21 protein-coding genes are annotated in these 26169 nt (G+C 52.5%); 14 read left to right on the top strand and 7 right to left on the bottom strand.

The window, feature by feature from the left end:
• Positions 1-175: 175 nt before the first annotated feature.
• Together ACI2JR_RS21070 and ACI2JR_RS21065 are read right to left on the bottom strand one after the other, a co-directional pair.
• Positions 176-1459, bottom strand: coding sequence for a Zn-dependent hydrolase (locus ACI2JR_RS21070; protein ID WP_462479394.1), 1284 nt, complete (start codon positions 1457-1459; stop codon positions 176-178).
• Positions 1460-1472: 13 nt separating this feature from the next.
• Positions 1473-2840, bottom strand: a complete 1368-nt coding sequence (locus ACI2JR_RS21065; RefSeq protein WP_462479393.1) for a dihydroorotase family protein — start codon at positions 2838-2840, stop codon at positions 1473-1475.
• A 176-nt stretch (positions 2841-3016) separates the two neighbouring features.
• Here ACI2JR_RS21065 and ACI2JR_RS21060 point away from each other — a divergent pair, with 176 nt between their 5' ends.
• From ACI2JR_RS21060 to hutH, 5 genes are all read left to right on the top strand, one after another.
• Entirely contained in the window at positions 3017-3913 is an 897-nt protein-coding gene (locus ACI2JR_RS21060; protein ID WP_132727067.1) for a LysR family transcriptional regulator, read from the top strand.
• A gap of 228 nt (positions 3914-4141) precedes the next feature.
• Complete coding sequence (locus ACI2JR_RS21055) at positions 4142-5242, top strand: DUF917 domain-containing protein (RefSeq protein WP_462479392.1); 1101 nt, start codon at positions 4142-4144, stop codon at positions 5240-5242.
• Positions 5239-6891: a urocanate hydratase gene (locus tag ACI2JR_RS21050; protein WP_132727061.1), complete on the top strand. Its 1653-nt coding sequence runs from the start codon at positions 5239-5241 to the stop codon at positions 6889-6891. Before ACI2JR_RS21055 ends, ACI2JR_RS21050 begins: the two co-directional genes overlap by 4 nt.
• A 19-nt stretch (positions 6892-6910) precedes the next feature.
• On the top strand, positions 6911-8248 hold the full coding sequence (locus ACI2JR_RS21045) for an MFS transporter (protein ID WP_462479391.1): 1338 nt from the start codon (positions 6911-6913) through the stop codon (positions 8246-8248).
• An 81-nt stretch (positions 8249-8329) separates the two neighbouring features.
• On the top strand, positions 8330-9994 hold the full coding sequence (gene hutH, locus ACI2JR_RS21040; RefSeq protein WP_462479390.1) for a histidine ammonia-lyase: 1665 nt from the start codon (positions 8330-8332) through the stop codon (positions 9992-9994).
• A 211-nt stretch (positions 9995-10205) separates the two neighbouring features.
• On the opposite strand, the gene ACI2JR_RS21035 is transcribed toward hutH, so the two are convergent.
• Positions 10206-11336: an ABC transporter substrate-binding protein gene (locus ACI2JR_RS21035; RefSeq protein ID WP_132727055.1), complete on the bottom strand. Its 1131-nt coding sequence runs from the start codon at positions 11334-11336 to the stop codon at positions 10206-10208.
• 182 nt (positions 11337-11518) lie between these two features.
• On the opposite strand from ACI2JR_RS21035, the gene ACI2JR_RS21030 reads away from it, so the two are divergent.
• On the top strand, positions 11519-13666 hold the full coding sequence (locus ACI2JR_RS21030; RefSeq protein ID WP_132727053.1) for a TonB-dependent receptor family protein: 2148 nt from the start codon (positions 11519-11521) through the stop codon (positions 13664-13666).
• A gap of 46 nt (positions 13667-13712) precedes the next feature.
• Here the strand turns inward: ACI2JR_RS21030 and ACI2JR_RS21025 are convergent, their stop codons facing one another.
• The 3 genes from ACI2JR_RS21025 to ACI2JR_RS21015 form a co-directional block, all read right to left on the bottom strand.
• Positions 13713-14522, bottom strand: a complete 810-nt coding sequence (locus tag ACI2JR_RS21025) for an ABC transporter ATP-binding protein (RefSeq protein WP_132727051.1) — start codon at positions 14520-14522, stop codon at positions 13713-13715.
• Positions 14519-15553, bottom strand: coding sequence for a FecCD family ABC transporter permease (locus tag ACI2JR_RS21020; protein WP_462479408.1), 1035 nt, complete (start codon positions 15551-15553; stop codon positions 14519-14521). Before ACI2JR_RS21020 ends, ACI2JR_RS21025 begins: the two co-directional genes overlap by 4 nt.
• A gap of 935 nt (positions 15554-16488) precedes the next feature.
• Positions 16489-17262: an SDR family NAD(P)-dependent oxidoreductase gene (locus tag ACI2JR_RS21015; RefSeq protein ID WP_462479389.1), complete on the bottom strand. Its 774-nt coding sequence runs from the start codon at positions 17260-17262 to the stop codon at positions 16489-16491.
• A 153-nt stretch (positions 17263-17415) separates the two neighbouring features.
• Between ACI2JR_RS21015 and ACI2JR_RS21010 the strand changes: the two genes are divergently transcribed.
• Entirely contained in the window at positions 17416-18282 is an 867-nt protein-coding gene (locus ACI2JR_RS21010; protein ID WP_207896599.1) for a LysR family transcriptional regulator, read from the top strand.
• Positions 18283-18371: 89 nt separating this feature from the next.
• On the opposite strand, the gene ACI2JR_RS21005 is transcribed toward ACI2JR_RS21010, so the two are convergent.
• On the bottom strand, positions 18372-19235 hold the full coding sequence (locus ACI2JR_RS21005; protein WP_462479388.1) for an SDR family oxidoreductase: 864 nt from the start codon (positions 19233-19235) through the stop codon (positions 18372-18374).
• A gap of 476 nt (positions 19236-19711) precedes the next feature.
• Between ACI2JR_RS21005 and ACI2JR_RS21000 the strand changes: the two genes are divergently transcribed.
• The 7 genes from ACI2JR_RS21000 (at position 19712) to ACI2JR_RS20970 (ending at position 25590) form a co-directional block, all read left to right on the top strand.
• Positions 19712-20647, top strand: coding sequence for an AraC family transcriptional regulator (locus tag ACI2JR_RS21000; RefSeq protein ID WP_132727037.1), 936 nt, complete (start codon positions 19712-19714; stop codon positions 20645-20647).
• 398 nt (positions 20648-21045) lie between these two features.
• Positions 21046-21666 (top strand): NAD(P)H-dependent oxidoreductase, encoded by a 621-nt coding sequence (locus ACI2JR_RS20995; RefSeq protein ID WP_132727034.1) that lies wholly within the window; start codon positions 21046-21048, stop codon positions 21664-21666.
• A 10-nt stretch (positions 21667-21676) separates the two neighbouring features.
• A complete protein-coding gene (locus ACI2JR_RS20990; RefSeq protein WP_462479387.1) occupies positions 21677-22270 on the top strand; it encodes a flavin reductase family protein in 594 nt (197 codons plus the stop codon).
• Positions 22271-22296: 26 nt separating this feature from the next.
• Positions 22297-22557, top strand: a complete 261-nt coding sequence (locus ACI2JR_RS20985) for a DUF6506 family protein (RefSeq protein ID WP_462479386.1) — start codon at positions 22297-22299, stop codon at positions 22555-22557.
• Positions 22558-22613: 56 nt separating this feature from the next.
• Positions 22614-23669: an aldo/keto reductase gene (locus ACI2JR_RS20980; RefSeq protein ID WP_462479385.1), complete on the top strand. Its 1056-nt coding sequence runs from the start codon at positions 22614-22616 to the stop codon at positions 23667-23669.
• A 387-nt stretch (positions 23670-24056) separates the two neighbouring features.
• A complete protein-coding gene (locus tag ACI2JR_RS20975) occupies positions 24057-24620 on the top strand; it encodes a TetR/AcrR family transcriptional regulator (RefSeq protein ID WP_462479384.1) in 564 nt (187 codons plus the stop codon).
• Positions 24621-24666: 46 nt separating this feature from the next.
• Positions 24667-25590, top strand: coding sequence for a glutathione S-transferase family protein (locus tag ACI2JR_RS20970; protein WP_132727022.1), 924 nt, complete (start codon positions 24667-24669; stop codon positions 25588-25590).
• The last annotated feature ends 579 nt before the right edge of the window (positions 25591-26169 follow it).

The raw sequence follows: 26169 nt of genomic DNA, 5'->3' as shown, positions 1-26169 counted from the left end.
CAAGTATAAATTTGTCGGCGGCCGCAATCTACAGGCAAGGGGGGATAAGGTCAGGAGATGCCAGCAAAACCGGCGCAAAGTCAGGATATCGCCAGATACCTCGCTGTGCCGATGGATCATCATGAATAATAAAGGAGATACTGGCGTACCTCCTTCGGCTGGGGAACGGAGCGAATTAGCCTGCCAGGCGACGATCCAGATTCATCAGAGTTTGCGCGACGACCGCTGCGCCATTCGCCAGCTGTTGTTCGGTAATCGATTCTTCCGGGCAATGACTTCGCCCGGCCAGGCACGGGATAAAGACCATCCCTACCGGACCCGTCGGCGCAACATAGACGGCGTCGTGGCCTGCACCGCTTGGCAGATGTCGATACGCGAGCTGTAAACGGCCCGCGGCTTCTGCTATCGCCTGCATCACGATATCGGAGCAAGGCGTCGGGCTGGCGCGGCTCACATGCTCCAGCGTGGCGGATAGACCCAGGCTTGCCAGCGATGATTCACCCGTTTGCATGATGTCTTCAGGGAAAGTGTCCAGAACCTGCTGGCTGTCGCTGCGGACTTCAAGCATCAGTTCAACCCAGCCGGGAACCGCGTTGGGCGCGTTCGGAGTCATCGCGATACGGCCAATCGTTGCCACGACGTAGTGCGGGTTGCCGCTTCGGGCGCTAGCCGCCTGATGTACCAGAGTTATCACCTGTGCGGCGCCGACTAAAGCATCCCGGCGTACATCCATCGGCGTGGTGCCGGAATGGTCCGGCTGGCCGTGCACCAGTATCCGCACGCGGCGGATCCCCACGATATGCGTCACTACGCCAATGGGTAGGTCCGCGTTTTCCAGTAGCGGACCTTGCTCAATGTGCAGTTCAATATATGCCGCCGTGCTGCCTGAGGTACGTATCGGCGCCGTTAATAGCTCGGGTTTCGCGCCAACCCGTACCATCGCCTCCGCCAACGTTTCTCCGGCATGGTTTTTAGACGCTAGCATGCCGCTATCGAGCGATCCGGAAAAAGCGCGGCTGCCAACGCAGGAAATACCGTAATCACTCGGCTCTTCCGACAAGAAATCGATCACTTCCAGCGGATGTTCAAGCTGTATCCCCCGCTCCTGGAGGCTGAATGCGATCTCGATGCCGGCCAGGACACCGATAATGCCATCATAACGTCCGCCGCCAACCACGGTATCACTATGAGAACCGATTACCAGCGGTGGCAGGTCAGGGCGTCGCCCGGCCCGGCGACCGATCAGGTTACCCCCCGCATCAAGAGCGACGCTCAGGCCGGCTTGCTCCATTTTGAGCTTTAACCACTGGCGGCCTTCGCTGAATAACGGCGTAAAGGCCCGGCGGGTCCATGGCACATTCGGTAGCGTAATGGTTGCTAACGTATTGGCGTTGGCCCACAGGCGGGCGGAATTAATGAGATCGCGATCGTGGACGATTTCATGGTGTGGTGTTGTCATGATGTTCTCTTCTTTAGGCGACCCGGCGTGGGCGGAGGAACTGGCCATCGCCGGCCTGATTGACGATTTTGCCGTGGTGAAAGACCTGCATACCGCGGCACCATGTCTGTTCAATGCGCACGGTAAACGCCATGCCGGCGAATGAGCTCCAGGTCACCGCCGACAGGCTGCCAGAGGGATCGAAACGATAGCTTTCAGGATTCAGAATGACGAAATCGGCATCCTTCCCGGTAGCAAATGACCCCTTACGGTCATCCAGCAGGAAGTGTTGTGCCGGATTGCGACACAACAGCTGAACAACCGTGGTGGGCGAAATCCCGCGCTGCTCACATCCGGTCCACAGCGCAGGTAATAACGTTTCCAGTCCCGGTCCGCCGGAGGCGTTTTTGAAAATATTCGCATCGCTTTTACGCTCCAGTCCCCAGCTGACGTGGTCAGAAGAGACAAATGTACAATCCCCTTGCGCAATATGGACCCATAATCGTTCGGACTCGGATTTTGGCCGAATAGGGGGGTAATGTTTGGTTTTTGCCCCTAGCCTTAAAGTGTGTTCTTCATGGTTAAGCATCAGATACTGAACGCAGGTTTCGATAGAGACCGGATAGCCGGCATTTTTGTACATTTTATAAATCTCAAATCCGCGCGAGGTCGAAACGTGAACCGCATGCGCGCGGGCGCCAGTTACCGCGCCAATTTCATACAGCTGCGCGGTCGCCAGGTTTTCGATCAGGGGAGTGTGAGCACGCATGAATGCGTCCCAGCCGGTATCGTTTTCCGCCATCATGCGTTGGATATTTTTGCGCGTCATTTCCTGCATCTGGTTGTGTACCGCGCAGGCTAAACCGCTTGGGGCGATCAGCTGAAATGCATACTGCAGGTCGTCTTCCTCAACCCGAGGGAAGCGGCCGGGCATCGCCTCGAAAGTCGAGAATTTAAACGCGCAGACGCCGCCTTCAATCAACCCTGCCGCTGCGTCAAAACCCTGCTTGTGGTTGAGCGTACCGAACAGCGCTACGTCTACATGGCAGTCGCGTTCAATTTCAGCAATTTTATTGTCCAGCAGGCGGCGGCTGGCAACGGGCTCAGGGTCGTCGTAAGGCATATCCACCATCACCGTCACCCCTCCCGCTGCGGCTGCGCGTGAGGCCCGGCCGAGTCCCTCCTGATTGGCCTGGCTGCCTGAGTGTACCTGCCCATCGATCACGCCGGGGATGACCCATTTGCCGCTGGCGTCGATGGTTCTCTCTGCCTGCGGCGGCTGGCCGCTGCCGGTGGCGATAATTTTCCCCTCGTCGATAGCTATCCAGCCATCAGGCGTGATGCTGTCGGCATCGACCAGGTTTCCCTTTACCACGATGTCCCATTTTTTCTGCACAGCCATGACCAACGCTCCCTTATAACTTTTAGCGAAAATTTTGCATAAAAATGCATATGTGACCGATGAGTAGTCGGGCCCTTTTCCAAAGTCTGCGTCTAGTGTAGGGGGGCTGTATGTATTATGTCTTATGCTTATTTATCACTCATGCATAACATTGTGTTAACCTTATTGAGGGTGCAATGCGCTTAAATCTCAAACAAATTGAAGTCTTTCGCGCCATTATGTTGACGGGTTCAATCAGCGGCGCGGCAAAACTATTACATGTTTCTCAGCCGGCGGTTTCGCGCTTAATCAGCTATACCGAACAGCGTCTGGGGTTATCGCTGTTTGAACGTATAAAAGGACGGCTTTATCCCACTCCGGAAGCGCGGCATCTGTTTATCGAGGTCAACTCGGTCTATCTCGGCGTGCAGCGGGTCAATGAAGTCGCAGAAGATCTGATTCAAAACCGGATGGGGCATCTGAGGATTGCCTGTAGCCCGAGCCTTGGGCAGGGTTTAATTCCCAATGCCATTGCTAAATTTCACCGAACGCTGCCGGACGCCAGGGTGATTTTGCATACCATGATCCCCGATGTTTTACTTCAGGCAGTCCTGACCCAGCAGGTGGAATTAGGGATTGCCTTTCTGCATGAAGGTCATCCGAACGTGCAGTCCCGGGTGCTGTATGAGAATCATTTAGTGGTGGCGCTCCCGGCTACTCATCCGCTTACGGCAAAAAACATTATCAATGTGGAGGATTTGGTCGGCCAACCGTTTATTGGCTATGGCTCAGATATCCCCATTGGCCAGATTGTCCGCCAACTCTTTAATAATGAAGGTATTGTTGTACGTCCCATCGTTGAATCACAGCAGATTCACGTGGCTTGTGCTTTGGTTCAGGCGGGGGTCGGCATCGCCTTGATTGATGAAATTACCGCCAGCGGCCCGGTATGGACAAACGTCGTCTTTCGTCCCATTTCACCCACGGCTAAAACGCCCATTAGCATCATCCACGGGATGTATGAACCGCTTTCACGATTAGCTCAGGAATTTATCACCACCCTGGAATCTATTCAGGTGCACTGGTCGAGATAGCCTGTTTTTTATCCCCCTCACACTTTAGCGTTGTTTCACATCTTTTCTGGTCAAGCACAACGCCTTTGAATTTTTCGACCGTTAACATTTTGTTATACGCCGTGGCCAAAAAGTAATATGACATTTTGACCAGGTGCCCTCTAGTATCGAACAAAGGCCGCAATGATTATTCATTAATTATGCACTTTGAGGCCGGATTACTGGTTCTGTACTTCTGGAGGAATAGCAATGGGTCGAATTTTAACGCTGGCTGATGTCGAAGCCGCGGTGAAGGGTGGGTCAGTGTTTGCCTGTGGCGGCGGCGGTTGGGTCGAACATGGGCTGGAGTTGGGCAAAATGGCCGTCACCATTGGTCGTCCTGAGCTGGTCACGATGGAAGAGGTTGCCGACAGTGCCTGGATTGCCACCGCCGCAGCCATTGGTGCGCCTGGGGGACTGACCGACTGGGAAATGCTCGGTGTCGACTATGTTAAAGCCGTCCAGCTGGTACAAAAAGAGCTGGGGGAGCCCATTTATGGGCTGATTATCGGGCAAAACGGGATGTCCAGTACGCTAAACGGCTGGCTACCGTCCGCTATTCTCGGTACTAAAGTGGTCGATGCGGTGGGGGACCTGCGCGCCCATCCTACTGGCGATATGGGGTCATTAGGCCTTGCTTCCAGCACACAACCCATGATTCAGGCGGCCGTTGGCGGCAACCGCAAGCGTCATGCCTATATTGAGCTCGTCGTCAAAGGCGCGACCGCCAAAGTCTCCCCCATATTGCGTAAAGCCTCGGATATGTCCGGTGGCTTTATCGCCAGCTGCCGTAATCCGATCCGTGGTTCTTATGTGCGCCAGCATGCCGCACACGGCGGTATCAGCCAGGCCCTCTCTCTTGGCGAAACCATTATCTCCGCCAGTAAAAAGGGCGGCAGCGCGACGATCGATGCAATTTGCAACCACACCGGGGGGCAGATCATCGGTAGCGGTAAAGTGACGCAAACCACCCTGCAATATACCGATGAGGCTTTTGACGTCGGCATTATCGACGTGGGTCAGGGAGAAAACCTGCGTCGCATACATGTCATGAATGAGCATATGGCGGTGGAGGACAGCCATGGCCAGCGCATTGCCACCTATCCCGACATCATTACCACCCTGGATATGCAGGGCAACCCTGTCAGCGCAGGGCAGCTTAAACCGGGCCTCGAAATTGTGATTTTTCACCAGCACCATAGCCAGATCCCGCTCTCTTCATCGGTTACCGATCCTGCGGTTTATCCGCCCGTCGAGAAGGTTTTGGGTATCGAATTGTTCAGCCATATTCAGCAAGGAGCCCTAAAATGACCAGGACCTTCAGCGTGACTTCAGGTAATCAGCTGCGCTGCTTAGGCTGGCGCCAGGAAGCCTTGCTCCGTTTGCTGGAAAATGTACTGGCCGTCGGGGAAAAACCTGACGAACTGGTGGTCTATGCCGCATTAGGCCGCGCCGCGCGCGACTGGCCTTCACACGATGCGATTGTGCAAGCGCTGCAAACCATGCGTGAAGATCAAACGCTGCTGGTCCAGTCCGGCAAGCCGATCGGCCTCCTGCAAACCCATGTCAACGCACCGCTGGTTATTATGGCCAATTGCAACATGGTCGGTCAGTGGGCCAAAGCGGACAATTTTTATCGTTGGGAAAAGGCCAATCTGATCTGTTGGGGGGGCTTAACCGCCGGCGACTGGCAATACATCGGTTCACAAGGCGTCATTCAGGGTACCTATGAGATTTTCTCACGCATTGCGGAACGGCACTTTGATAATGACCTGGCCGGGCGCTTTATCCTTACCGCCGGTCTGGGGGGGATGGGCGGGGCTCAACCGTTGGCAGGTACCATGGCCAGAGCGGCTATTCTCACGGTAGAGGTCAACCAAAAGAGTATCGACAAGCGCTTGAAAAACGGCTTTCTGCAGTATCAGGCGCAGGACCTTGAACATGCGCTGACGCTCATTCGCAATGCGCAGCACGATCGCCAACCCATTTCAGTCGGTTTGCTTGCCAACGCTGCCGATGTTTATCCTGCTATTTTGGCGAAAGGTATCATCCCCGATATCGTCACCGACCAGACCGCTGCCCATGATTTAGTGTACGGCTATGTGCCTTCAGGTTACTCGCCGGAACAGGCTGCCGCCCAGCGGGAGAACGATATTGATGTGTTGATGGATGCCAGCCGTCGTTCGATCGTCCAGCATGTCACCGCCATGCTGGGGTTTATGGATAAAGGCGCCGTGGTGTTTGATAACGGCAATCTTATCCGCACCCACGCCCATCAAGGCGGCGTCGAACGCGCCTTTGAGATCCCCATTTTTACCGAGGCCTTCCTGCGCCCGCTGTTCTGCCGCGCTATCGGACCATTCCGCTGGATCGCCTTGTCCAATAACAGCGATGACATCAGGCTCATCGATAACTATTTATTAGATCGTTTTGCCAATAACAAAATTGTCAGCAACTGGATCCGTCTGGCCCGTGAGAAAGTGCCGTTCGAAGGTTTACCCGCGCGAATCGCATGGCTTGGCCATGGCGAGCGAACGGAACTGGCGCTGGAGGTGAACCGCATGGTTGCCGATGGCCGTCTGAGCGGGCCGATTGCCTTCACCCGTGACCATCTGGATGCGGGGGCAATGGCCCATCCCAACATTATGACTGAAAAGATGAAAGATGGCTCAGATGCCATCGCCGACTGGCCGCTACTCAATGCTCTGGTGAATTGCGCCTCAATGGCGGATCTGGTGGCTATTCATTCCGGCGGCGGTGGATATAGCGGTTATATGACCAGCTCCGGAGTGACGGTGGTGGCCGATGGCTCAGATGCCGCGGCCCAGCGCCTGCAGCTCGCCATGACCAATGATACCAGTACCGGCGTGATGCGCTATGCCGATGCGGGATATCAGGAATCTCTGGATGAAATAAAAGAAAAATCAATTCCTTATATTAATTTATCGTCGGCCATCTAGCCTTGCGTATGAGGTCATTATGACAAAAAGCACGATTTCTCCCTTGACCGCTCGGGTGTGTCAGTCCGTACCGGGACAACGCAATAAGGGCTATAAAGCGATTGCGGCTGCATCAATCGGTAATGCGCTGGAATGGTACGACTTTTCCATCTATGCCTTTTTTGCCGTCTACATCGCGCAGAACTTCTTTCATCAAGCCGATGCCGGGGCGCAGTTGTTCGAAGCCTTTTTAGCGTTTGGGCTCGGTTTTGTGATCCGTCCTCTGGGGGCGCTGGCTATCGGGGTCTATGGCGATCGGGTAGGGCGCAAGGCCGCGCTGACGCTGACAATTATGACGATGGCCGTGGGAACCGCCATCATTGCGTTTGCGCCACCCTATAGCGCCATTGGCATTGGCGCGCCGCTGTTGATTCTGTGTGGCCGGGTATTGCAAGGCTTCTCCGCTGGAGGGGAAGTGGGCGGCGCGGCGGCCTTTTTGGTCGAGCATGCTCCGGCCGAAAAGAAGGGCCAGTATGCCTCCTGGCTACAGGCCAGCATGGGGATCTCCAACATCTTTGGCGCGCTGGTCGCCACCGTGGTGACGTTGACCCTCAGCCATGAACAGATTGGCGATTGGGGCTGGCGCATACCGTTTATTATCGGTCTGTCTATCGCGCCAATTGGTTTGTGGATGCGTAAAACGCTGGAGGAGACGCCGCTATTTGTTCAAGAACAGGCCCGCCGTCAGGCAGAGAAGATCCAACCGGTGATGCCGCTGCTACAGCTGTTTAAAACGCACAGCAACGCGGTATTACTCGGTACCGGTCTGTCTGTTCTGTGGGCCGTTAGCGTCTACTCGTTGATCATCTTCATGCCGATTTATGTCCAACGTCAGCTGCATTTTGAGAGCCACCAGGCCTTCCTCGCGGCGCTGATTGGTAACTGCTTTATGGTGGTGGGCTGTGTTGTCGCAGGCAGCTATTCCGATCGTATCGGCTCGCATAAGTTACTGATGGTGGGGGCCGGCTTGTTGCTCATCTGCAGCTATCCACTGCTGCTGTTGCTTGATGCTTCGCATACCACCGGGACGCTGATTCTGGTGCAAAGCCTGTTCTGTATCCTGGTATCGCTGTTCGTTGGCGTGGCTCCTCTGGCGCTGTCTGAACTTTTCCCCACCGATGTTCGCGCCAGCGGGATGTCGGTTTCTTACAACCTTGCGGTGACCCTCTTTGGCGGCTTTGCTCCGGCAGTGCTGACCTGGCTGACCGAAAACACCGGAACGCGGTTCGCCCCGGCGTGGTACGTCATGATTGCCAGTATTCTGGCGATGATTGCTTTAGTCAGGATTGAGCGTCAGAAGGCCAGAGGAAAAGATTAACCAACCGATATAAATATAAAAATAGTAATTAATCCATTTCCTGACTCATACAGCATCACCAATAATAAGAGGGTTTTCTCTATGCCAGCAAAGTTCTCCCTTTCGATGATTGCCTTGCTCACGCTGAGCTACAGCCAGCTGAGCAGGTCTACCGTCACTCTCGATGGACACACCATCACGCCAGCCATTATTGCCAGCGTGGCGGATGGCGAAACGGTCGCTATTTCTCCAGCCGCTACCGACCGGGTAAAAAAAGCGCATCAGGTGCTGATTGCGGCGGCGCAGAATGGACAAAAAATATATGGCCTGACGGTGGGCGTCGGTTTGAATAAAGACCGTCCGATGGTCGATGTCCACGGTAAACTGACCGATGAAGTGATCGCGGCGTCAAAGAAATTTAATATTGGCTTGCTGCACGCCCATTCGGGGGGCATCGGTGAACCAATGAGCCAGCGTGCGGCTCGTGCGACAATGGTTACCCGCTTAAATACCTTGTTAACCGGCGGCGGTGGCGTGCAGCCTGAAGTCATCGACGCCTATGTCAGCTTTCTCAATAAGGGCATCACGCCGCTTATCCCGTGTGATGGTTCAATCGGCGAGGGGGACATTACGGTTATCAGCCATATCGGCCTGGCGATGATAGGCGAAGGCGACGTGTACTATCAGGGGAAAAAAGTTCCGGCACAACTCGCACTGGACCATAGCAAAACGTCGGTTGTTGTCCCTTATGCCAAAGACGCATTAGCCATTTTAAGTTCGAATGCGTATTCTGCGGCCAGCGCCGCGCTGGCGCTGAATTTCCTGGCTCATCTGCTGCCCCTTAATTCCTTGATTTATGCCACCAGCCTTGAAGCGTTGAACGGTAACGTTTCTCCTTTCCTTGAAAATACTCTGGCCTTGCGTTCCTACCCTGAAGTGGTGGCGATGGGTCAACACCTGCGCACCCTGCTGGCGGGCTCCAGCTTGTGGGAACATGACGACAGCCGTCCGTTGCAGGACCCGCTGAGCTTCCGTTCCGGTGTCTATTTACTTGCCGAACTACAGCGCAGCTATCAGCTGGCCTATGACCAGCTACTGATACAGCTCAATAGTTCGGATGACAACCCCGGTGTCGCTATCGACGTTGCCGCGCCATCGGACCGCCCGCAGGATCGTCTGGGCTATGTGGATCAAGATGGGGTGAAAGGTGCCGTATTGCCAACCGCCAACTTTGAGCCCTTGCCATGGGTTATCTCCTTCGAACAGCTCAGCCTGGCGCTGGCCCACAACTCGTTGGCCAATGCTCAGCAGGTCGTAAAACTAAATAATCCATCATTTACCGGGCTTACACGTTTTCTCGGCACGGAGAATACCGTTCATGCCTTTGGGGCGATGGAAAAACCGGTGATGTCGCTGGCGATGCGCAATAAAGCGCTGGCGATGCCGGTATCGCTGGATTACATGCCGGTTGCGGGCGATATTGAAGACATCGGGACGAATGCACCAGAGGTCGCGCAGCGTCTGCAGAGACAAATCGATAACAGCTATCAGCTTTTGGGCATTTTACTGGTCCATGACGCACAGGCGATTGATTTGCGTAAGCAGAAGAAAAACGGTTTCACCATGTCGCAGCCGACCAGCGTGTTATACGATGCGCTCAGACGCCAGGTGAAATTTATGGATAGCGACCACCCGCTCAGCCCGGACTTCGCCGCGGCGGCACAGGTTGTGAAGGCATTCGATATGCAAGATGTGACGAAGAAATAGCCATTCGTTTTCCGGTCGCCAGACATCGTGTTGCGTTTAAATAAGCGCCAGTTTCTGAATGAGGGCCGTCCTCTCTTCCGGGCGCCTTTTAACCATTCCGCTTTTTTGATGTATGGCCCGGCGTCGGCTTCGTGCGTTGAATGAAAACAAGGCATAGACAGCAGGGGAGCGCCATATACTGCATGTATATGGCGTTACCATTAATTGATGACTATTTGGCCTGGAGCCAGAATGTGCCGGAATAAGGGAAATTCAATACGTTCTTATGAATATTCTCAATATCTGTTTCCGGATCCAGATCTGCAAATAAGGCCGGATGCAGGAATTTTGCAATAACTTCAACAGCCATGATATTCAAGGGACTATCGTAGTACTGATGATAAATCGCCAGCACCCGTTTATTTTGCATCGCATCAAGCGTTTCTATTCCTGTGCGTTTGATCAGGTGATCCAATCGCTGTTCAGTTACTTTCGTATCAGCATCATAGCCCAGAGGAATACCGATACTTTGTTGGAAATTACTACTCCAGTCTGCGCCCGTCATGATGTAGTAGGATGGGTTTGAAGTAATAAGCTGCTCCAGGCTCATGGTACCGTTTTTCCCGGCAAACAATGCGCTGCCGACGTTAATGCCGCCAGCAGTCGCAATGAACTCGCCGAAGCTTCCTTTACCGTAGGTAAAACAGCATTCATCGCCGGTCATGCCGGCATGGCGTTCAATAAAGACTAACGGCTTTTCTTTTTCATTTAACCCTGCGGTACGCTGACGTATCAGCTTGAGCCGCTCTTCATAGAAACGAGCCCAGGCTTCGCTGTGCTGCTCATCACCCAGTACTTTACCAAGAAGCCTGATACTGGTGATGCTGTTGGTGAGCGGGCGTAGGCGAAAGTCGATAAATAATACCGGAATGCCTATCGCCGCAAGCTGATCCAGCACGCGGCTTTCTTTTAGTTTACTCACTACGCCAAAGTCGAAAATGATCAGATCGGGATGCATCTGAGCGGCGCGTTCAACACTAAAATCAGTGAGATACGCATTTTCGAGCATCGGCAGCTGTTTTAGCTGGGGGTATTTTGCCAGATAAAGTGAGTACAAGTCCGGCGCTTTGGTTTTGAGGGTGTTATCCCAGGCAATAAGCTGAGCAAACGGATTCTGCGGATGCACAATCTGTAACGCCTGAATCGCCCGGGCGTCCGCCAGAATCACCCTTTTTGCCGGCTGCTGAAGTGTGACCTCCCGCCCGGCAATATCGGTCACCGTGACCGGAGATGCCTGCAGGTTCGCAGCCGACAGTAAAAGCAGACAACCTAATACCCTACGCCACAAAAATTGCTGTCTCATTTGCTTAATCCGTATACCCGTAGCCGTGAGACAGCCCAGCCTGGTTGTCTGGGGTGTAAAACAACATTCGGTTCTTAAAAATTAGTTTACATTTCTATGTATTGCTAACTATTATCATTCCGCTTCTCATAATGCAAATCGTTCATAATTCAAATTGTGTTCTTTTACAGGGGATCTTCTTGATGTCTGGTCACTTCCGGCACTCGTTGCTTGCGACTGCTATTGTTTTAGCGCTACCGACCTGGGCTGCTGATAAAAATGATAACGCTTCATCAACCGATCGTACGGATACACTGACGGTTGTGGGTAACTGGCTTGATTCACCGGATTACGACACTATTGTTCTCGATCATGCTGGTGCCAGAACCATTGTGACGGAGCAGCAGGTAAAGGAAAAAGGCGGAGAGACGATTTCTGAAGCACTACGCGGTATTCCTGGCGTACAGGTTCAGGAGAATAACGGGACCGGCGGTAGCGATGTGTCATTGAACGTTGGCGTTCGCGGACTGACCTCGCGTCTTTCTCCTCGCTCAACGATCATGATGGACGGCGTGCCGCTCTCTGTTGCCCCTTATGGCCAACCTCAGCTGTCAATGGCTCCCCTCTCAATGGGAAACATTCAATCCATTGATGTTATTCGTGGTGGTAGCGCCGTCCGCTATGGACCGCAGAACGTCGGCGGAGTGATTAACTTTGTCTCGAAGGATATCCCGGAGGCGTTCGGCGGCGCGGTGAGCGCGCAAACGGAAGGGGCGTCCCACGGTGGGTTAAAAACGTTGACCAGCGCTTCCGTTGGTGGAACGGCGGAGAATGGTCTGGGGGCCGAGTTGCTTTATTCTGGTCTGCACGGGCAGGGATACAGAGAAAGCAATGACAATACCGATATTGACGATTTTATGCTGAAAACGCGTTATCGTTTCACCCCTAAGGACGAACTGACCGGTAACTTTCATTATTATAATGCCGCAGCAGGTATGCCAGGCGGTCTGACGAAAGAACAGTACCAGCAAAATCCCTTCCAGTCTGTTCGGCCGTTCGATCAGTTTGCGGGCCGCCGTCAGGATATGTCTTTCAAATATCGCCATCAGGAAGAGGATAGCCAGTTTGAAGTGCTGACCTATTTCACCAAAAGTTTCCGGACCAGCGATATTCAGACCGATGGCACCGGGGCGCAGGAAGGACAGAGTCGCCTGGCGGCAGCCCCGCGTCACTACACCACCTGGGCCATCGAGCCTACTTATTCTCATTTGTTCCGGTTTTGGGATATGGCTCATGAGGTCACCCTTGGTTATCGTTACCTGAATGAGACATCGGATGAAAAAGGGTATCGATCTGACTGGTACGATCCGGCAACCACCACCTCAGCGCCGAATTCCAAAGCCAATTATTATCAGCATACCTCGGGCGGTACCGCGGCCAATGCGTTTTATATTGATGATGCGATAAACGTGGGGAACTGGACGATCACGCCAGGGCTGCGCTATGAAAGTATCCGTACGCATGTGAATGATTCTTTTGCCGATATTGCCCGAGAAAAATCGTACAGCGAACCTTTGCCCTCAGTCAACGTGATGTATCACCTGTCTGATAGCTGGAAACTATTTGCGAATGCCAATACCTCTTTCGGGAGTTTACAGTATTTTCAGCTGACGCGCGGTGGCAATCATGGGCAGCCGGCTCCAGGTCTACAGCCTGAAAAGGCCCGTACCTATGAAGTGGGTACCCGCTATGACGATTCATTATTCAAAGCTGAGCTGACCGCCTTCTACATTGATTTTGATAATCAGCTGCAGTACATCAACAATACCATTGGCTGGACCACGTTAGGCGCCACTAAGCATGAAGGCGTTGAGCTGGCCCTGAACTATGATCTCAGCGAGTTAGCCAATAGTCTGGACGGCCTGAGTGTCTACACGACCTATACCTATACCCGCGCCGTATCCGTCAGCGGAGAGTTTTCGGGTAAAGATCTGCCATTCTATTCCCGTCAGGTACTGACGGTGGGCTCCCGCTATGCGACGGGCAACTGGGTCTGGAACGTTGATGGCTATTCACAATCTCGCCAGCATTCTCCAGGATCATCCGATGCCGGGAATGGTTATATCACGCAGGAGAGCGATGACGGCCAGTACGGTGATATCGCGGGCTATATGGTGTGGAATATGCGCGGTGAATATGACATGGGACCTGCATGGTCAAATCTGAAGCTGGGCGCCGGTGTCAAAAACCTTTTCGATCAGCGTTACTACACGCGCTCGACAGATAATAACTACGGGAAATATGTCGGCGAACCGAGAACGTTCTTTGTGCAGGCGTCTCTGGCATTTTAAAGCGTTAGCCTTCGCGGTGTAGAGGATACACCGCGAAGAGGTTAGTTTAGAAAGAAGAGCTTGCCTGGGGTTCGATAAGGCCATCAATAATGGTATAGGGATAGCCGCGCGAGCAGAATTCAATTCTGCCTTTTACACCGTAGACGGTGGCGAGATTGGCTTCCGTAATCACCTCATCAACCGCGCCATTGGCGACCAGCTCGCCCTGTTTCAGCATCAGGATGTGATCCCCATGACGCAGTGCGGTATTGATATCGTGGACCACGACTACGGTAACAATATTACGCCGACGCGTTTCCTGAGCCACCAGACTCATGACGTGAAATTGATGGTTCAGATCCAGAGCGCTTAAGGGTTCATCCAATAATAATAAGGAGGGCGCGCGAATCAGCGACTGGGCCAGGCCTACCAGCTGTTTTTGCCCGCCAGAGAGTTGATCCAGATAGCTCAGTGCCAGATGTTCAATCCCCAGTTGACGCAGGAGCGCCATCACTTCTTCCTGCTGCGCAGAGGTCTGTACCCCTCCTGATGCCCGCTGCGCGACAATGACCGATTCCAGTACATGAAGATGGACCCCGGCCGGTAACGTCTGCGGCAGATAAACCACTTTTTCCGCTCGCCGGGAGAAAGGCAGGGTCTTCAGATCGGTATCATCCAGCCATAATTCGCCGTCAGAACTATTCAGACCTGCCATCGCCCTCAGCAGGGTGGATTTACCGCTACCGTTAGGGCCCAGTAAAACCGTGATTTTACCGCGCGCCAGATGGGGCACGGTGAGATCGCGAATTATCTGGCGCCTGGGGTAACCTGCGCTGAAGTGGGAAAGGCGCAAACCCGTCTGTACAGGCTGAGTCATACGTTACTCCGATGGCGTAGAATAATACTCAAAAAGAAAGGGACCCCAACCAGCGATGTCACAATCCCTACCGGGATAATGACCCCTGGAATGAGGTTTTTTGATGCGACTGAGGCGAGCGATAATACCAGAGCGCCGGTGAATGCGCTGCCCGGTAAGTAAAAACGATGATCTTCACCAAAAATCATGCGCGCAATATGCGGTGCAACGAGGCCGATAAAGCCGATAGGACCGACAAATGCTACGGCAACGGCGGATAAGATACTAATACGCAATAATGTCGTCAGACGAAGACGGCGTACGTTAATACCAAAGCTGATCGCACGATCTTCTCCTAGCCTCAGTGCGGTAAGTTTCCAGGAACTCATCAGCGATAGCGGTAAAATAAATAACAGGATAAGACACAGGATACCGACTTTTTCCCATGAGGCGCGGGCAAGGCTGCCCATCGTCCAGAAAACCAGCCCCTGCAGCGTATCCTCACTGGCGACAAACTGAAGCATTGACACCAGGGCATTAAAGGTAAACACCAGGGCGATACCAAAAAGTATCACGCCAGAGGTAGCGACATTTGTCCAGCGGGTAATTCCGTCCAGCAGCAGGGCGGCCAGGAGCGCAAACACAAACGCGTTTGCCGAGATAAACCACTGCTCCGGAACGCCCGGAACGCCGATCCCAAGCACTATCGCCAATGCTGCGCCGAACGCCGCCGCTGAGGAGACGCCGAGTGTAAAAGGGCTGGCTAAGGGATTGTTGAGGATAGTCTGCATTTCGGCGCCAGCCAGGCCGAGCGCCAGGCCAACAACAATAGCCATGAGCGCATAAGGTAACCGGATATCCCAGACGATGACTCGCGTACCCGTATTTACCGTCTCAGGGGAGACCAGCGTTTGCCAGATGGTATCCAGTGTTAATCCGGAAGGACCCATGGTGAAATCCAGCAGTAAAGACGCCAGGATGAGCATCAGCAGTATTACCATAATCAGAATACGGCGACGCAAAATACGCTGATATCCATTGATAAGCCCCATGCCGTCGGTGCTTATCTTTTGTTTATCCATTTTGATGGTTATATTCATGAGTCACTAACGAACCTTGTTTGCATTGAAATAATTTTAAAAGGAATGGGTGATACCCTGAGGTATTTTTCTCATACGCGTGATTTTTAAGCTTATCCACCGGAGTTTGGATCCAACAAAGGAATGCCGATTAACGATGGCTCTGAGCATACTATCCACGAGCGGTTGATACCAGAACATCCTCCTGGGCTTCTTCATCACTGAAGGCCAGCTCATAAGATGTTCATTGATGGGGAAGTAGTCATAGTAAATGTGGGTATTAACAACGACCCTCAGCCGGGGGAACCGAATACCATCAGCAATAGGCTCGCGCTGAGTATCCGCGGTGGAGTCGAACCTTCAGGCTTATTCGGCTTTGTTCGTGAGGTTATCTTATCCTCATTTTTAATAATAATCGCACAGTGCTTAAATGGCTGAGAAGATAAATCATTCATTTCCCTGACGCTATTTGCAGAGTATTTCCTTATTTATTTTAATGCGTATTAAACGATGAGTCAGGTGACGTTATGCCGCCAACGTTGAGAGAGCAAGAGGACGCTTTATCTTTTACCCTCCTGGTTCTGCCATCGGTGGATGGTCTCTCTTCGGGATGGTATCTGAGCGATACGATGAGAGAACCCTGCGTACCGTTAAACGGGAATCAGGGAGAGGGGAACCATTAGCGGTACCTCAGGAGAAGCGGGAGCGTCCTCCCGCCAATCCAACCTTGCGAATACTCCCGGATAATGCGCGGTATGGTGCCGCAAATACTGTCGTCGTGAGAAAACGCTGACGAGATATTTTATGAAACGGTTTATGCCGTTACCCGTTATAATACGTAGAATCAATCAACATCCGTTCTGGAACTGAGTCGTTATATCAGGGCGGGTTCCCCGTGCCGTTCTCGATCAGGCAATCGAATAACCTGCGTCAACCAGAAGACCATGACCGGAAACGAAAGAGGCGTCATCAGAAGCTAAAAACGCCACGACGCTAGCCACTTCTTCCGGTAAGCCTGCCCGACCAGCTACGGTTGCAGCGGCGAAATCATTCTTCGCGTCGCTGCCCGGCCAGATGCGGTCCTGGAACGGAGTGTCGATGATGCCAGGATTAACGGCATTAACGCGCACGCCCTGCTTGAACCATTCAATGGAAGCGGTTTTGGTCAGCCCAAGAACAGCATGCTTACTGGCGATATAGAGGCCGGCGTTGGCAAAGCCGATCACCCCTCCCATCGACGCATTGTTGATGATGACGCCGCTGCCCTGGGCCAGCATCGCTTTGGCTTCATGTTTCATGGACCAGAAGACGCCGCGCACGTTGGCATTAAAGATGGTGTCATAGACTTCATTTGATTGCTCAATGAACGGCGTAAACTCACCTTCGGTACCTGCATTGTTAAAGGCTATGTCGATTCGGCCATAGGTAGCGCACGTTGCGGCGACCAGATCGATCACCTCTTTTTCAACGTTGATATCCGCCACAACGGCCGTTGCTTCGAAACCTTCGCTTTTGATTTCAGCGACAAGCGCGTCGATTTCGTTACGTCGACGAGCGCTGGCGACCACCCTGGCGCCACGGCGGGCCAGTTCGATAGCTGTGGCGCGGCCAATACCAGAACTTGCTCCGGTAACCAGCGCGACTTTTCCTGACAGGGTGTGAGAAGCGGTTTTGATAGTCATCGATTTCTCCAGATTGATAGCATCAGATCGTTAAGCCAGAGAGAACTTTCTCTCATATGTCTTGCACCACATTCTGGAGTTTTCGATTGATATGATAAAGTAGGTAATAATTGCCACTATGATGAATGAGGTTCACTAATGGATGCTGCCGAGATGATTGAACTGACCGTGTTCGCGTCGGTGGCGAAGCATTTAAGCTTTCGTCGGGCTGCCATAGAAAGAGGCACATCCTCCTCCGCAGTGAGTCATTCAATTCGTAGTCTTGAGACTCGTGTGGGCGTGCGTCTTTTTCATCGCACTACCCGTAGCGTCTCGATGACTGAAGCAGGGCAGGTGTTGTACGCAAAGCTACAGCCGGCACTAGTCGATATGCAAAATGCCCTGGACGGACTGAACTCATTTCGCGCTTCGCCTTTCGGCACCGTCAGAATTAATGTCCCCAGTTCACTGGCGGTATTCGTTCTGGGTGAAGCCATGGAGCTGCTGGCACATAACACCGGGCTTAAGCTGGATGTTGTCGCCACGGATGCTCTGGTGGATATCGTCGAAGAGGGATTTGATGCCGGGATCCGCTTCGGTGAGCGTCTGTCACAGGATATGATCGCCGTTCGGCTCAAGCCGAAATTCCGCTTTGCCGTTGTGGGCTCGCCGGGCTATTTCGCGACGCATCCGGCTCCCGTCACGCCACACGATCTGCAACAGCATGCCTGTATTCGCTATGCTTTTCCCAGCGGGAAGATTTTAAACTGGGAGTTCGCAAAGGAAGGGAAAATGCTAGAGGTCGATGTGACCGGTCCCTTGACGACGGATAGCCAGGAATTGATGGTGGATGCCGCAGCGCGTGGGCTGGGGCTCGCCTATATATGGGCAGACCGTGCCGCACCCTATGTCTACGATGGCCGGTTGCAGCGCTGCCTGGAAGACTGGTGTACCATCGAGGAAGACCTGTTTCTCTATTTCTCTGGTCGTAAGCATCAAACGGCGGGACTGAGGGCTATCATTGATGCGCTGAAGGCTTAGGCTTAGATAGCCACGGCCTGGCCTGCAAGAGCAGCCGCGCACTCTCATAGCGTGCGCGCTACTCTGCACTGCCCGGTAAGTACTATCCGTTACTGACTGCTGAATGACTCCGGGAAGTCGGTCGCCTCCGAAACTTCGCGCCATTCAACAATATCTTTCTCTACCGCTGCCACTTTTTGCAGAGCATAGTCATTTGCTATCTGGCCAGCAAATAAATGCAGGGGGGCCTTCTGCACTTCGGCGGCCTGAATTATCAGTAAGGCAACCTTAGCAGGATCGCCAGCCTGCGCGCCGGCAAGTTCGTTGAGATGTAAATCCAGTAAGTCTTGTGCAGCCGTATATTCCGGGATACTGCGCTTCGCAACGACTAAGGAGCCTGAAGACAAGAATTCGGTACGTACCGGGCCGGGATAAACGACCGTTGCCTTAATGCCAAATTCGGCAACTTCAGCGGCCAGGGCTTCAGTAAGCCCGGCAATGGCGAATTTGGTGGCGGCGTAAACCCCCCATCCCGCATAACCGCCCTGGAAACCCGCGATGGAACCCACGTTAAAGACATGGCCTGAACGTTGGCGACGCAGGTGGGGCAGCACGTGACGAATAACATGTGATGGTGCGATGACGTTGACGTCAAAGTTACGACGTAATTCTTCGTCAGATATTCCTTCTAAGGTGCCCTGCAGACCATAACCGGCATTATTCACGACCACATCGATGCGGCCAAAATGAGCAAGGGTTTTTTCGATGCTATCCTGTACGCTGCGCTCATCAACGAGATCGACCTGCAGCGGAAGAAACGTATCAGAAGCCGGGCCAATCTGCGCGACGAGTGAAGCCAGCGTACGAGATGTGGCGACAACGTTAGCACCGGTTGCCAACAGCTTGCGTGCAAGCGATAGACCAATTCCTTTTGACGCACCGGTGATATACCAGGTTTTTGCAAGTTGACTCATAAGTTTTAATCCTGAATAGCGGTTTTTCGATAATAGTCATGCAGGCCGGAATGGCTCTGTCCCAGCGATGCCGCAGAAGTAAATTGCTGAATATGTTATTGGAAGAACCCTAACGGCATCGGTTGATTAAGTATTAGCTGGTGGTCTTGTCATTACAATGCACTATCGACCATTTATCCTGCATAAAAGTCCACGCCGGTGTTAAGGGGGGCGTTGGAATTATGCATCAAGGTATTTCCTGGCATTTATAAAGAGATCCATTAAGTTTGTCCGGATGGGAATGTGCTGATGATTATTACTGGGGAAAACGTATCCGCGGAGCGGTAACTTTCGGCTAAAAAAGAGAGCAACAGACCTGTTGTCACTGGGGCTATCATTATTGTATATGCACAATTCGCGATTGTGTTAGTTTGCCGAGTTGTTATGATGAGGTCTACAACATAAAGAGTGTTAGTATTTTTATTGGATCGCTCACGATGAATATCCCGAATGATTTTGCCCCACAATTAGACGCCAGAGAGACGCTGACTCAGGAGTTAATTTCTATCATTAAACGATTTTCTCCGATTGACGGAGAACACAAGGTTGCGATTCCTTCACTGACTTTTTTCCGTTTTTCATCGCCGTCAAAAGAAGAATCGACGTTAAGTAAGGTTGCGCTCATTTTTGCGGCCCAGGGGAGTAAAACGATTAAGGCTGGTGAGGAATGCTATGATTATGATTCCAGACGTTGCCTGGTCACCTCCGTTGATATGCCGATAAGTGGCCGGGTGATAGAGGCGAGTCAGGACAAGCCATACCTCTGTTTTTCTTTCGAGATCGATATGACAGTGGCGGCTAACCTGGTCTCGGCAAAAGAGTTCCCCGTGCCGGATGAGCCTTCTGCTGGCCCGGGAGTGAGTACCGGTGATTTATCAATCGACCTGCTGGAGGCCACCTGTCGTCTGGCTCGCTTGCTGTTAACGCCAAAACATATCCCCATGTTAGCGCCTCTCATTGAGCAAGAAATAATTTATCGGATATTGATGAGTAACCAGGGCATGCGTCTGCGACATTCAATGGTCAGGGACAGCAGCTCATACAAAATTACCCAAGCCGTCAATTGGCTCAAAGAGCATTTTAATGAGCCGGTGCGCATTGAGGCACTTGCAAGACATGTCAATATGAGCACATCGTCACTATATCAACATTTTAAAGAGGTGACTTCGTTGAGTCCATTACAATATCAAAAACGCCTGCGTTTAATGGCGGCCCGGGCTCGTTTACTCGAGCGTGCGAGTGATGTCGCTCTGGTCGCTTCCGCGGTAGGTTATGACAATATTTCTCAATTTCATCGCGAATATAAAAAACTATTTGGCGCGCCGCCTGTTCAGGACGCGAAGCGTCTTAGAAAGGGCGGGGAATACGCTTAAATAGTAAAAGAAAATGAATGTGGATATGCGGGTATGCAGTAGCGTGAGGGAAGGTTGTCAATTGTGACAATAGCTATTTAATGCGGGAAGGTTTTACCGCAGTGTTGCATTTTCAGCCATATCGCCGGCTTTTCCGTTTGCTAAGAAAATAAAAGACGCTGCCGCTACGCGTACCTCATTCCCGTAATACGGGAAGGTGCATTATTTGCTGTGGTTCTTCGCGCGATGATGAAATCGCCAGCGTCCAGCGTAGATTTGGATTTTTGTGCACTAATGTCGTAGGTATCGACAGCCGCCTCTCACCATTTTAGTGGATACTCCTCCCGTGAATGGTATGGAGCCCCTTTTTCCCAAAACCGTATGTCCGGGGCGAGTGAGAGCATTTATCGAGAATTATTATGAAAAACGTATTAATTATTAATGCATTCCAGTTCTACGAGGGGTTCTCCAGAGGGGAGCTGAATAAGACCATGGCCCATGTGATCGAGGAAGAAATGGCGCGTCGGGGCTACAACGTTCAGACAACGCATATTGAGCAGGGTTATGGTGTTGAAGAAGAGGTTAAAAAGCATGTCTGGGCGGACATCATTGTATTGCAGACGCCCGTCTACTGGTTTGGTGCTCCCTGGATTTACAAAAAATATGCCGATGAGATATTCACCCATGGTCTGCTCCAGAAAAGGCTGATTGTCGACGACGGGCGTACGCGTGAAGACCCCTCCAGGCAGTACGGCACGGGCGGTAAGATGCAGGGGAAAAAGTATATGCTTTCTTTGACCTGGAATGCTCCACGCGTGGCGTTTGATAATAAAGATCAGTATCTGTTTATGGGGAAATCCGTCGATGACGTGATGATCGCCAACACCGCCAACTATCGTTTCTGTGGTGCGGAGGTTCTCCCGTCCTTTTCCGCCTTCAACGTCGTTAAGGACCCACAAGTGGATGAGTATATCGCTCAGCTGCGCGACCATCTGGAAGCGCTCTTTCCGGTTCATGCCACCAGCGAGTGCGTAGGGTAGGCGATCGACTATGGCTAACCGACAACAATCCGCGGAGAAAGTCGCGATGCGCCAGATTGCAGCCGCCAGGGCTTATCGAATTCTTGAGTCCGGCCCGATTCTCATGGTTTGTACCCACGATGGCGTGCGTCCAAACATCATGACCATGGGGTTTCATATGATGATACAGCATGCTCCACCGCTCATTGGCTGCGTTATTGGTCCCTGGGATCATAGCTTTGCCGCACTGAACAAGACCGGGCAATGTGTTCTCGCGGTGCCGGGAGCCGATCTTGCGCGCACCGTGGTTGACGTGGGTAATTGCAGCGGTGTGGCAGTCGATAAATTCGAATGTTTCGGTCTGGCGACGGCCAGGCCGGCCAAAGTAAACGTCCCGCTATTAAGTGACTGCCTTTACAACATTGAGTGCGTCATACATGACAACACGATGGTCGACAAATACCAGCTTTTTATCCTTAAGGCCGTCGCGATATGGTCTAACGATTCGCGCAGGGAACGACGTTATTTGCATCACCACGGCGATGGTACCTTCACAGCTGACGGTGAGCGCTTCGATCTGCAAGACCGCATGACGCAGTGGAAGCAGTTCCAGGTCGATCTCTAACAACATCATCTTTTGGCGTTACGGATATGATCCAGACCCGATATGCATTCATTATCAAAGCCCCCGGCTATAACCGGGCTACGCACGCGGTGCAGATGACATCGCCAGAGTTCGACGCCCAATTTATCGGCGTGAACGACGCCGACGAAATGCTGTCCGCCGCCGAAGATCTTGTCGCTGATGGTATCCAGATTATTGAATTATGTGGCGGTTTTACACCGCAGGAAGCAACAAAGCTGCGCCGTCACTTCCCCGGCATTGATGTTGGGCTTGTGACTTATCCATAGTACGACCGATCGGTAAAACAGTTCTTTCCTTACGATTATTCGGCTGGAGATACAACATGCAATATAAAACGCTGGGTAACACCGGTTTACTCGTTTCCCGTCTGTGCCTGGGGACCATGACTTTCGGTGACGGTTCTGGTGTTTACAAACACATCGGTGCCGCCGGGCAGAAAGAGGCTGATGATATCGTCAAAGCCGCTTTCGAGGCTGGGGTCAATTTTTTTGATACCGCCGACGTTTACTCTGACGGTGGTAGCGAGCAGGTGTTGGGGCAGTCTTTCAAAAATCTGGGTCTTTCCCGCAAAGATGTGGTGCTGGCAACCAAAGCCTATAGCCGCATGGGACAGGGGCGGAATGATGTTGGCGCATCGCGTGGCCATATTATGGACGCCGTTGACGCCAGCCTGAAACGCCTTCAGACCGACCATATTGATCTGTACCAGATCCATGCCAATGATACGATCACGCCGATTGACGAGACCCTGCGAGCGCTTGATGATTTGGTGACTCAGGGCAAGGTTCGCTATATCGGGGTTTCGAACTGGCAGGCCTGGAAAATTGCCCGCTCGCTGGGGATTTCCGAGCACAAGAATCTGGCGCGTTTCGAAACGCTGCAGGCCTATTACTCGCTCGCCGGTCGCGATATAGAACGTGAGCTGGGGCCGCTGCTGGAGGCGGAGAAGATGGGACTGCTCGTCTGGAGCCCGCTTGCCGGCGGTCTGCTTTCCGGCAAGTTTACCCGCGACCACCAGAAGCCAGAGGATTCACGCCGTTCTGAGTTCGACTTCCCGATTGTTAATCGGGAAAGAGCCTGGAATATTATTGACGTTCTCATTCCTGTCGCACAGGCGCATGGCTGTAGCCCTGCTCGTGTTGCCCTGGCGTGGCTGTTGTCCCGACAGGTTGTCACCTCGGTCATCATGGGGGCGAAACGCCTCGATCAGCTTGAGGATAACCTCGCCGCCATCGATCTGGTGCTGACAGATGACGAGCTGCGCCAGCTGGATGCAGTCAGCATGCTGCCACCGGAGTATCCGGGCTGGATGCTGGATACCCAGGGAGCAGATCGACTGGGACCGGTCGATCTATGGTCAGCAGCCAGCGCTTCCTGACCCTCACATAAACTTCCTGCCACAACATTTTCTACCGGATCCAGGCCCTGGCGCTTCGGATCCGTTCCCTGTGCTGAATCCTGACTTCTCTACATGATGAGAGCGGTATCGTCGTCGGTACCCACGCATCCTGGGGGGCTCATCCCTTTGCTCGCTTACGGGAAGTTTCTCCGGTACCGTCAGGGTTAAATGATGCCCTTGATGACGCATCGGAGGTTCGCCTGCGGTTACTGATGGGTTCACGCAGATGTCGCTTCTCACGGCTTCGACGGTACTTTTCTCTACAAGATCGTGAAAACGTGTTTGCTGCTTCGTCAGGTTTGAGCTTGCAATCCTTTTTTTTCGCTTCTAAAATGACCGCCTACTCACTCATTTAATGGAGTGTATATGGCAAGACCTTTAAGCGACGAAAAACGTAGGGCTCTCCTCGACGCCGCTCTTGACGTGGTGTCAGAGGTAGGGCTGTCGGCCTCTACCGCCCGGATAGCCAAACAGGCAGGCGTGGGTGACGGGACGTTATTTGTTTATTTCCCTACCAAAGAACAGCTCTTTAATCATCTTTATCTTTACATAAAGAATGATTTTAGGAAGACATTTGAAATTGATACTTCCCGGGCTGTGCAAATGGAGCTCAGGCGATTTTGGGATGCGTATATTGCCTGGGGAATGAAGTTTCCTAAGAAATACATGGTTTCTCGATATTTAAATTCCTGGGACAAACTCCAGGCTGAGACCCGAAAGCTGTCATGGGAAATGTTTGTCGATTTTAAAACGTTAGTGAACACGGGCATTGAAAAAAAGATATTACGCAATCAGCCAGAAGAATTTATTGGCCAATTGGTTGACACAATCGCAAATATGGTTATCGAACATAGTCAAGGTCATCCCCAGCAGATAGGCCAGTGGCAGGCACTGGGATGGCAGGCTTTCTGGAATGCCGTGCGTACTTAGCGTCTTCAGGCAAAGCTATCTTTTACTGTAACTAGCAGGTGAATATATGTCTGAAATTATCCTTCATCATTTCGACGCGTCGCCATTTGCGGAGAAAGTTCGTCTCGTTTTTGGATTAAAGAATCTGATTTGGCAATCGGTTCAGGCAGAATTGATAATGCCTAAGCCGAAACTAACAGCCCTCACCGGTGGATACCGAAAAACACCGGTAATGCAAATTGGCGCCGATATTTATTGTGACTCCCGACTGATTGTTGCTGAGTTAGAAAAACGTTTCCCAACACCAACAATTTTTCCTGGTGGGAGTCAGGGACTTGCTCTTGCCCTCGCTTGCTGGAGCGATCGCGATCTGCATATAGCCAGTTCTGGCTTAGCTATTGGTTCAAATATCCATCAATTCCCTGCAGCGTTAATGCGCGATCGGCAGGCATACTTTCGTGGTTTTATGGATGTTGAGAAACTGGAGTCGGATATCCCCTACCTGACGACGCAGTTACGTGCTCATATTCATCGGGTGGAACAGCAGATCTCAGATGGTAGACATTTCCTGTTAGGTGACGAGCCAGGCTTAGCAGATTTTCATGCCTATGTTGAGATCAAAACAGCTCTTGCTCACGTACCGCATGCAGAATCGCTATGTGGACAGTTCCCCCATTTAAGCGCCTGGATGGTACGCGTTCAATCAATAGGTAACGGACAACGTAGCGAAATCACGTCGGACGATGCGCATGCCGTCGCGCGTCGTGCGACGCCCATGCCAGAAAGATTCGTTGATCCCACCGATGCTCTTGGGTTTATTGAAGGTGAAACGGTAACTATTACACCGGACGACTATGGGCGTGAGCCCGTCACCGGGCGACTGGTGACGCTTACTATTAACGAAGTCGCTATTGAACGACAGGATCCGTTCGCAGGGACGGTGGTCGTTCACTTCCCACGTCTCGATTTTCGTATTTCAAAAAATGGATGAGCGGCCAATTTACTGACAATAAAAACGCGCATATTGATAAATAAATCATTCTGTAAAGCTAACCCGGTCAAAGCCACCAGAATGACCCCCAACAGGCGCTGGTTGTACAAAATGGCGTTCAGCGCTATGGCAATGTGCTGACCATGACTATGCTGACCCCGGGGAATGACGTTTACTACGCTGTGGGGAGGGGGGTACAACAGGCGAAAAAAAAGCCCGTGACTGCGTACGAGCTGTTCTTAAAATATGGCGGTGAGAGGGGGATTGACTCGCTGCGCTCGCCGTTACCCGGCCCATCCCTGGGCCTGGCCCCTGCGGGGCCAACGCAGGCGTTGTTCAAAAATGCTCCCGCCATTTTTGTGCGGGCAGCCCGCTCACGGGTTCGCGGTCTGTCCAGCTGGCTGCGCCAGCTGTCGAACCCCGGTCGGGGCTTCTCATCCCCCCCCTGGTGGGTACAACAGGCGAAAAAAAAAGCCCGTACTTTCGTACGAGCTCTTCTTAAAATATGGCGGTGAGGGGGGGATTCGAACCCCCGATACGTTGCCGTATACACACTTTCCAGGCGTGCTCCTTCAGCCA

The sequence above is a fragment of the Klebsiella sp. NPDC088457 genome (assembly GCF_044900465.1).
Lineage (GTDB): Bacteria > Pseudomonadota > Gammaproteobacteria > Enterobacterales > Enterobacteriaceae > Klebsiella.
The sequence above is the reverse complement of the archived record's forward strand: the minus strand, read 5'-3'. Positions and strand labels throughout refer to the sequence as shown.

Coding starts and splice junctions, on each gene's coding strand:
- ACI2JR_RS21070 (WP_462479394.1), bottom strand. CDS start 1,459: ATGACAACACCACACCATGAAATCGTCCACGATCGCGATCTCATTAAT.
- ACI2JR_RS21065 (WP_462479393.1), bottom strand. CDS start 2,840: ATGGCTGTGCAGAAAAAATGGGACATCGTGGTAAAGGGAAACCTGGTC.
- ACI2JR_RS21060 (WP_132727067.1), top strand. CDS start 3,017: ATGCGCTTAAATCTCAAACAAATTGAAGTCTTTCGCGCCATTATGTTG.
- ACI2JR_RS21055 (WP_462479392.1), top strand. CDS start 4,142: ATGGGTCGAATTTTAACGCTGGCTGATGTCGAAGCCGCGGTGAAGGGT.
- ACI2JR_RS21050 (WP_132727061.1), top strand. CDS start 5,239: ATGACCAGGACCTTCAGCGTGACTTCAGGTAATCAGCTGCGCTGCTTA.
- ACI2JR_RS21045 (WP_462479391.1), top strand. CDS start 6,911: ATGACAAAAAGCACGATTTCTCCCTTGACCGCTCGGGTGTGTCAGTCC.
- hutH (WP_462479390.1), top strand. CDS start 8,330: ATGCCAGCAAAGTTCTCCCTTTCGATGATTGCCTTGCTCACGCTGAGC.
- ACI2JR_RS21035 (WP_132727055.1), bottom strand. CDS start 11,336: ATGAGACAGCAATTTTTGTGGCGTAGGGTATTAGGTTGTCTGCTTTTA.
- ACI2JR_RS21030 (WP_132727053.1), top strand. CDS start 11,519: ATGTCTGGTCACTTCCGGCACTCGTTGCTTGCGACTGCTATTGTTTTA.
- ACI2JR_RS21025 (WP_132727051.1), bottom strand. CDS start 14,522: ATGACTCAGCCTGTACAGACGGGTTTGCGCCTTTCCCACTTCAGCGCA.
- ACI2JR_RS21020 (WP_462479408.1), bottom strand. CDS start 15,553: ATGGGGCTTATCAATGGATATCAGCGTATTTTGCGTCGCCGTATTCTG.
- ACI2JR_RS21015 (WP_462479389.1), bottom strand. CDS start 17,262: ATGACTATCAAAACCGCTTCTCACACCCTGTCAGGAAAAGTCGCGCTG.
- ACI2JR_RS21010 (WP_207896599.1), top strand. CDS start 17,416: ATGATTGAACTGACCGTGTTCGCGTCGGTGGCGAAGCATTTAAGCTTT.
- ACI2JR_RS21005 (WP_462479388.1), bottom strand. CDS start 19,235: ATGAGTCAACTTGCAAAAACCTGGTATATCACCGGTGCGTCAAAAGGA.
- ACI2JR_RS21000 (WP_132727037.1), top strand. CDS start 19,712: ATGAATATCCCGAATGATTTTGCCCCACAATTAGACGCCAGAGAGACG.
- ACI2JR_RS20995 (WP_132727034.1), top strand. CDS start 21,046: ATGAAAAACGTATTAATTATTAATGCATTCCAGTTCTACGAGGGGTTC.
- ACI2JR_RS20990 (WP_462479387.1), top strand. CDS start 21,677: ATGGCTAACCGACAACAATCCGCGGAGAAAGTCGCGATGCGCCAGATT.
- ACI2JR_RS20985 (WP_462479386.1), top strand. CDS start 22,297: ATGATCCAGACCCGATATGCATTCATTATCAAAGCCCCCGGCTATAAC.
- ACI2JR_RS20980 (WP_462479385.1), top strand. CDS start 22,614: ATGCAATATAAAACGCTGGGTAACACCGGTTTACTCGTTTCCCGTCTG.
- ACI2JR_RS20975 (WP_462479384.1), top strand. CDS start 24,057: ATGGCAAGACCTTTAAGCGACGAAAAACGTAGGGCTCTCCTCGACGCC.
- ACI2JR_RS20970 (WP_132727022.1), top strand. CDS start 24,667: ATGTCTGAAATTATCCTTCATCATTTCGACGCGTCGCCATTTGCGGAG.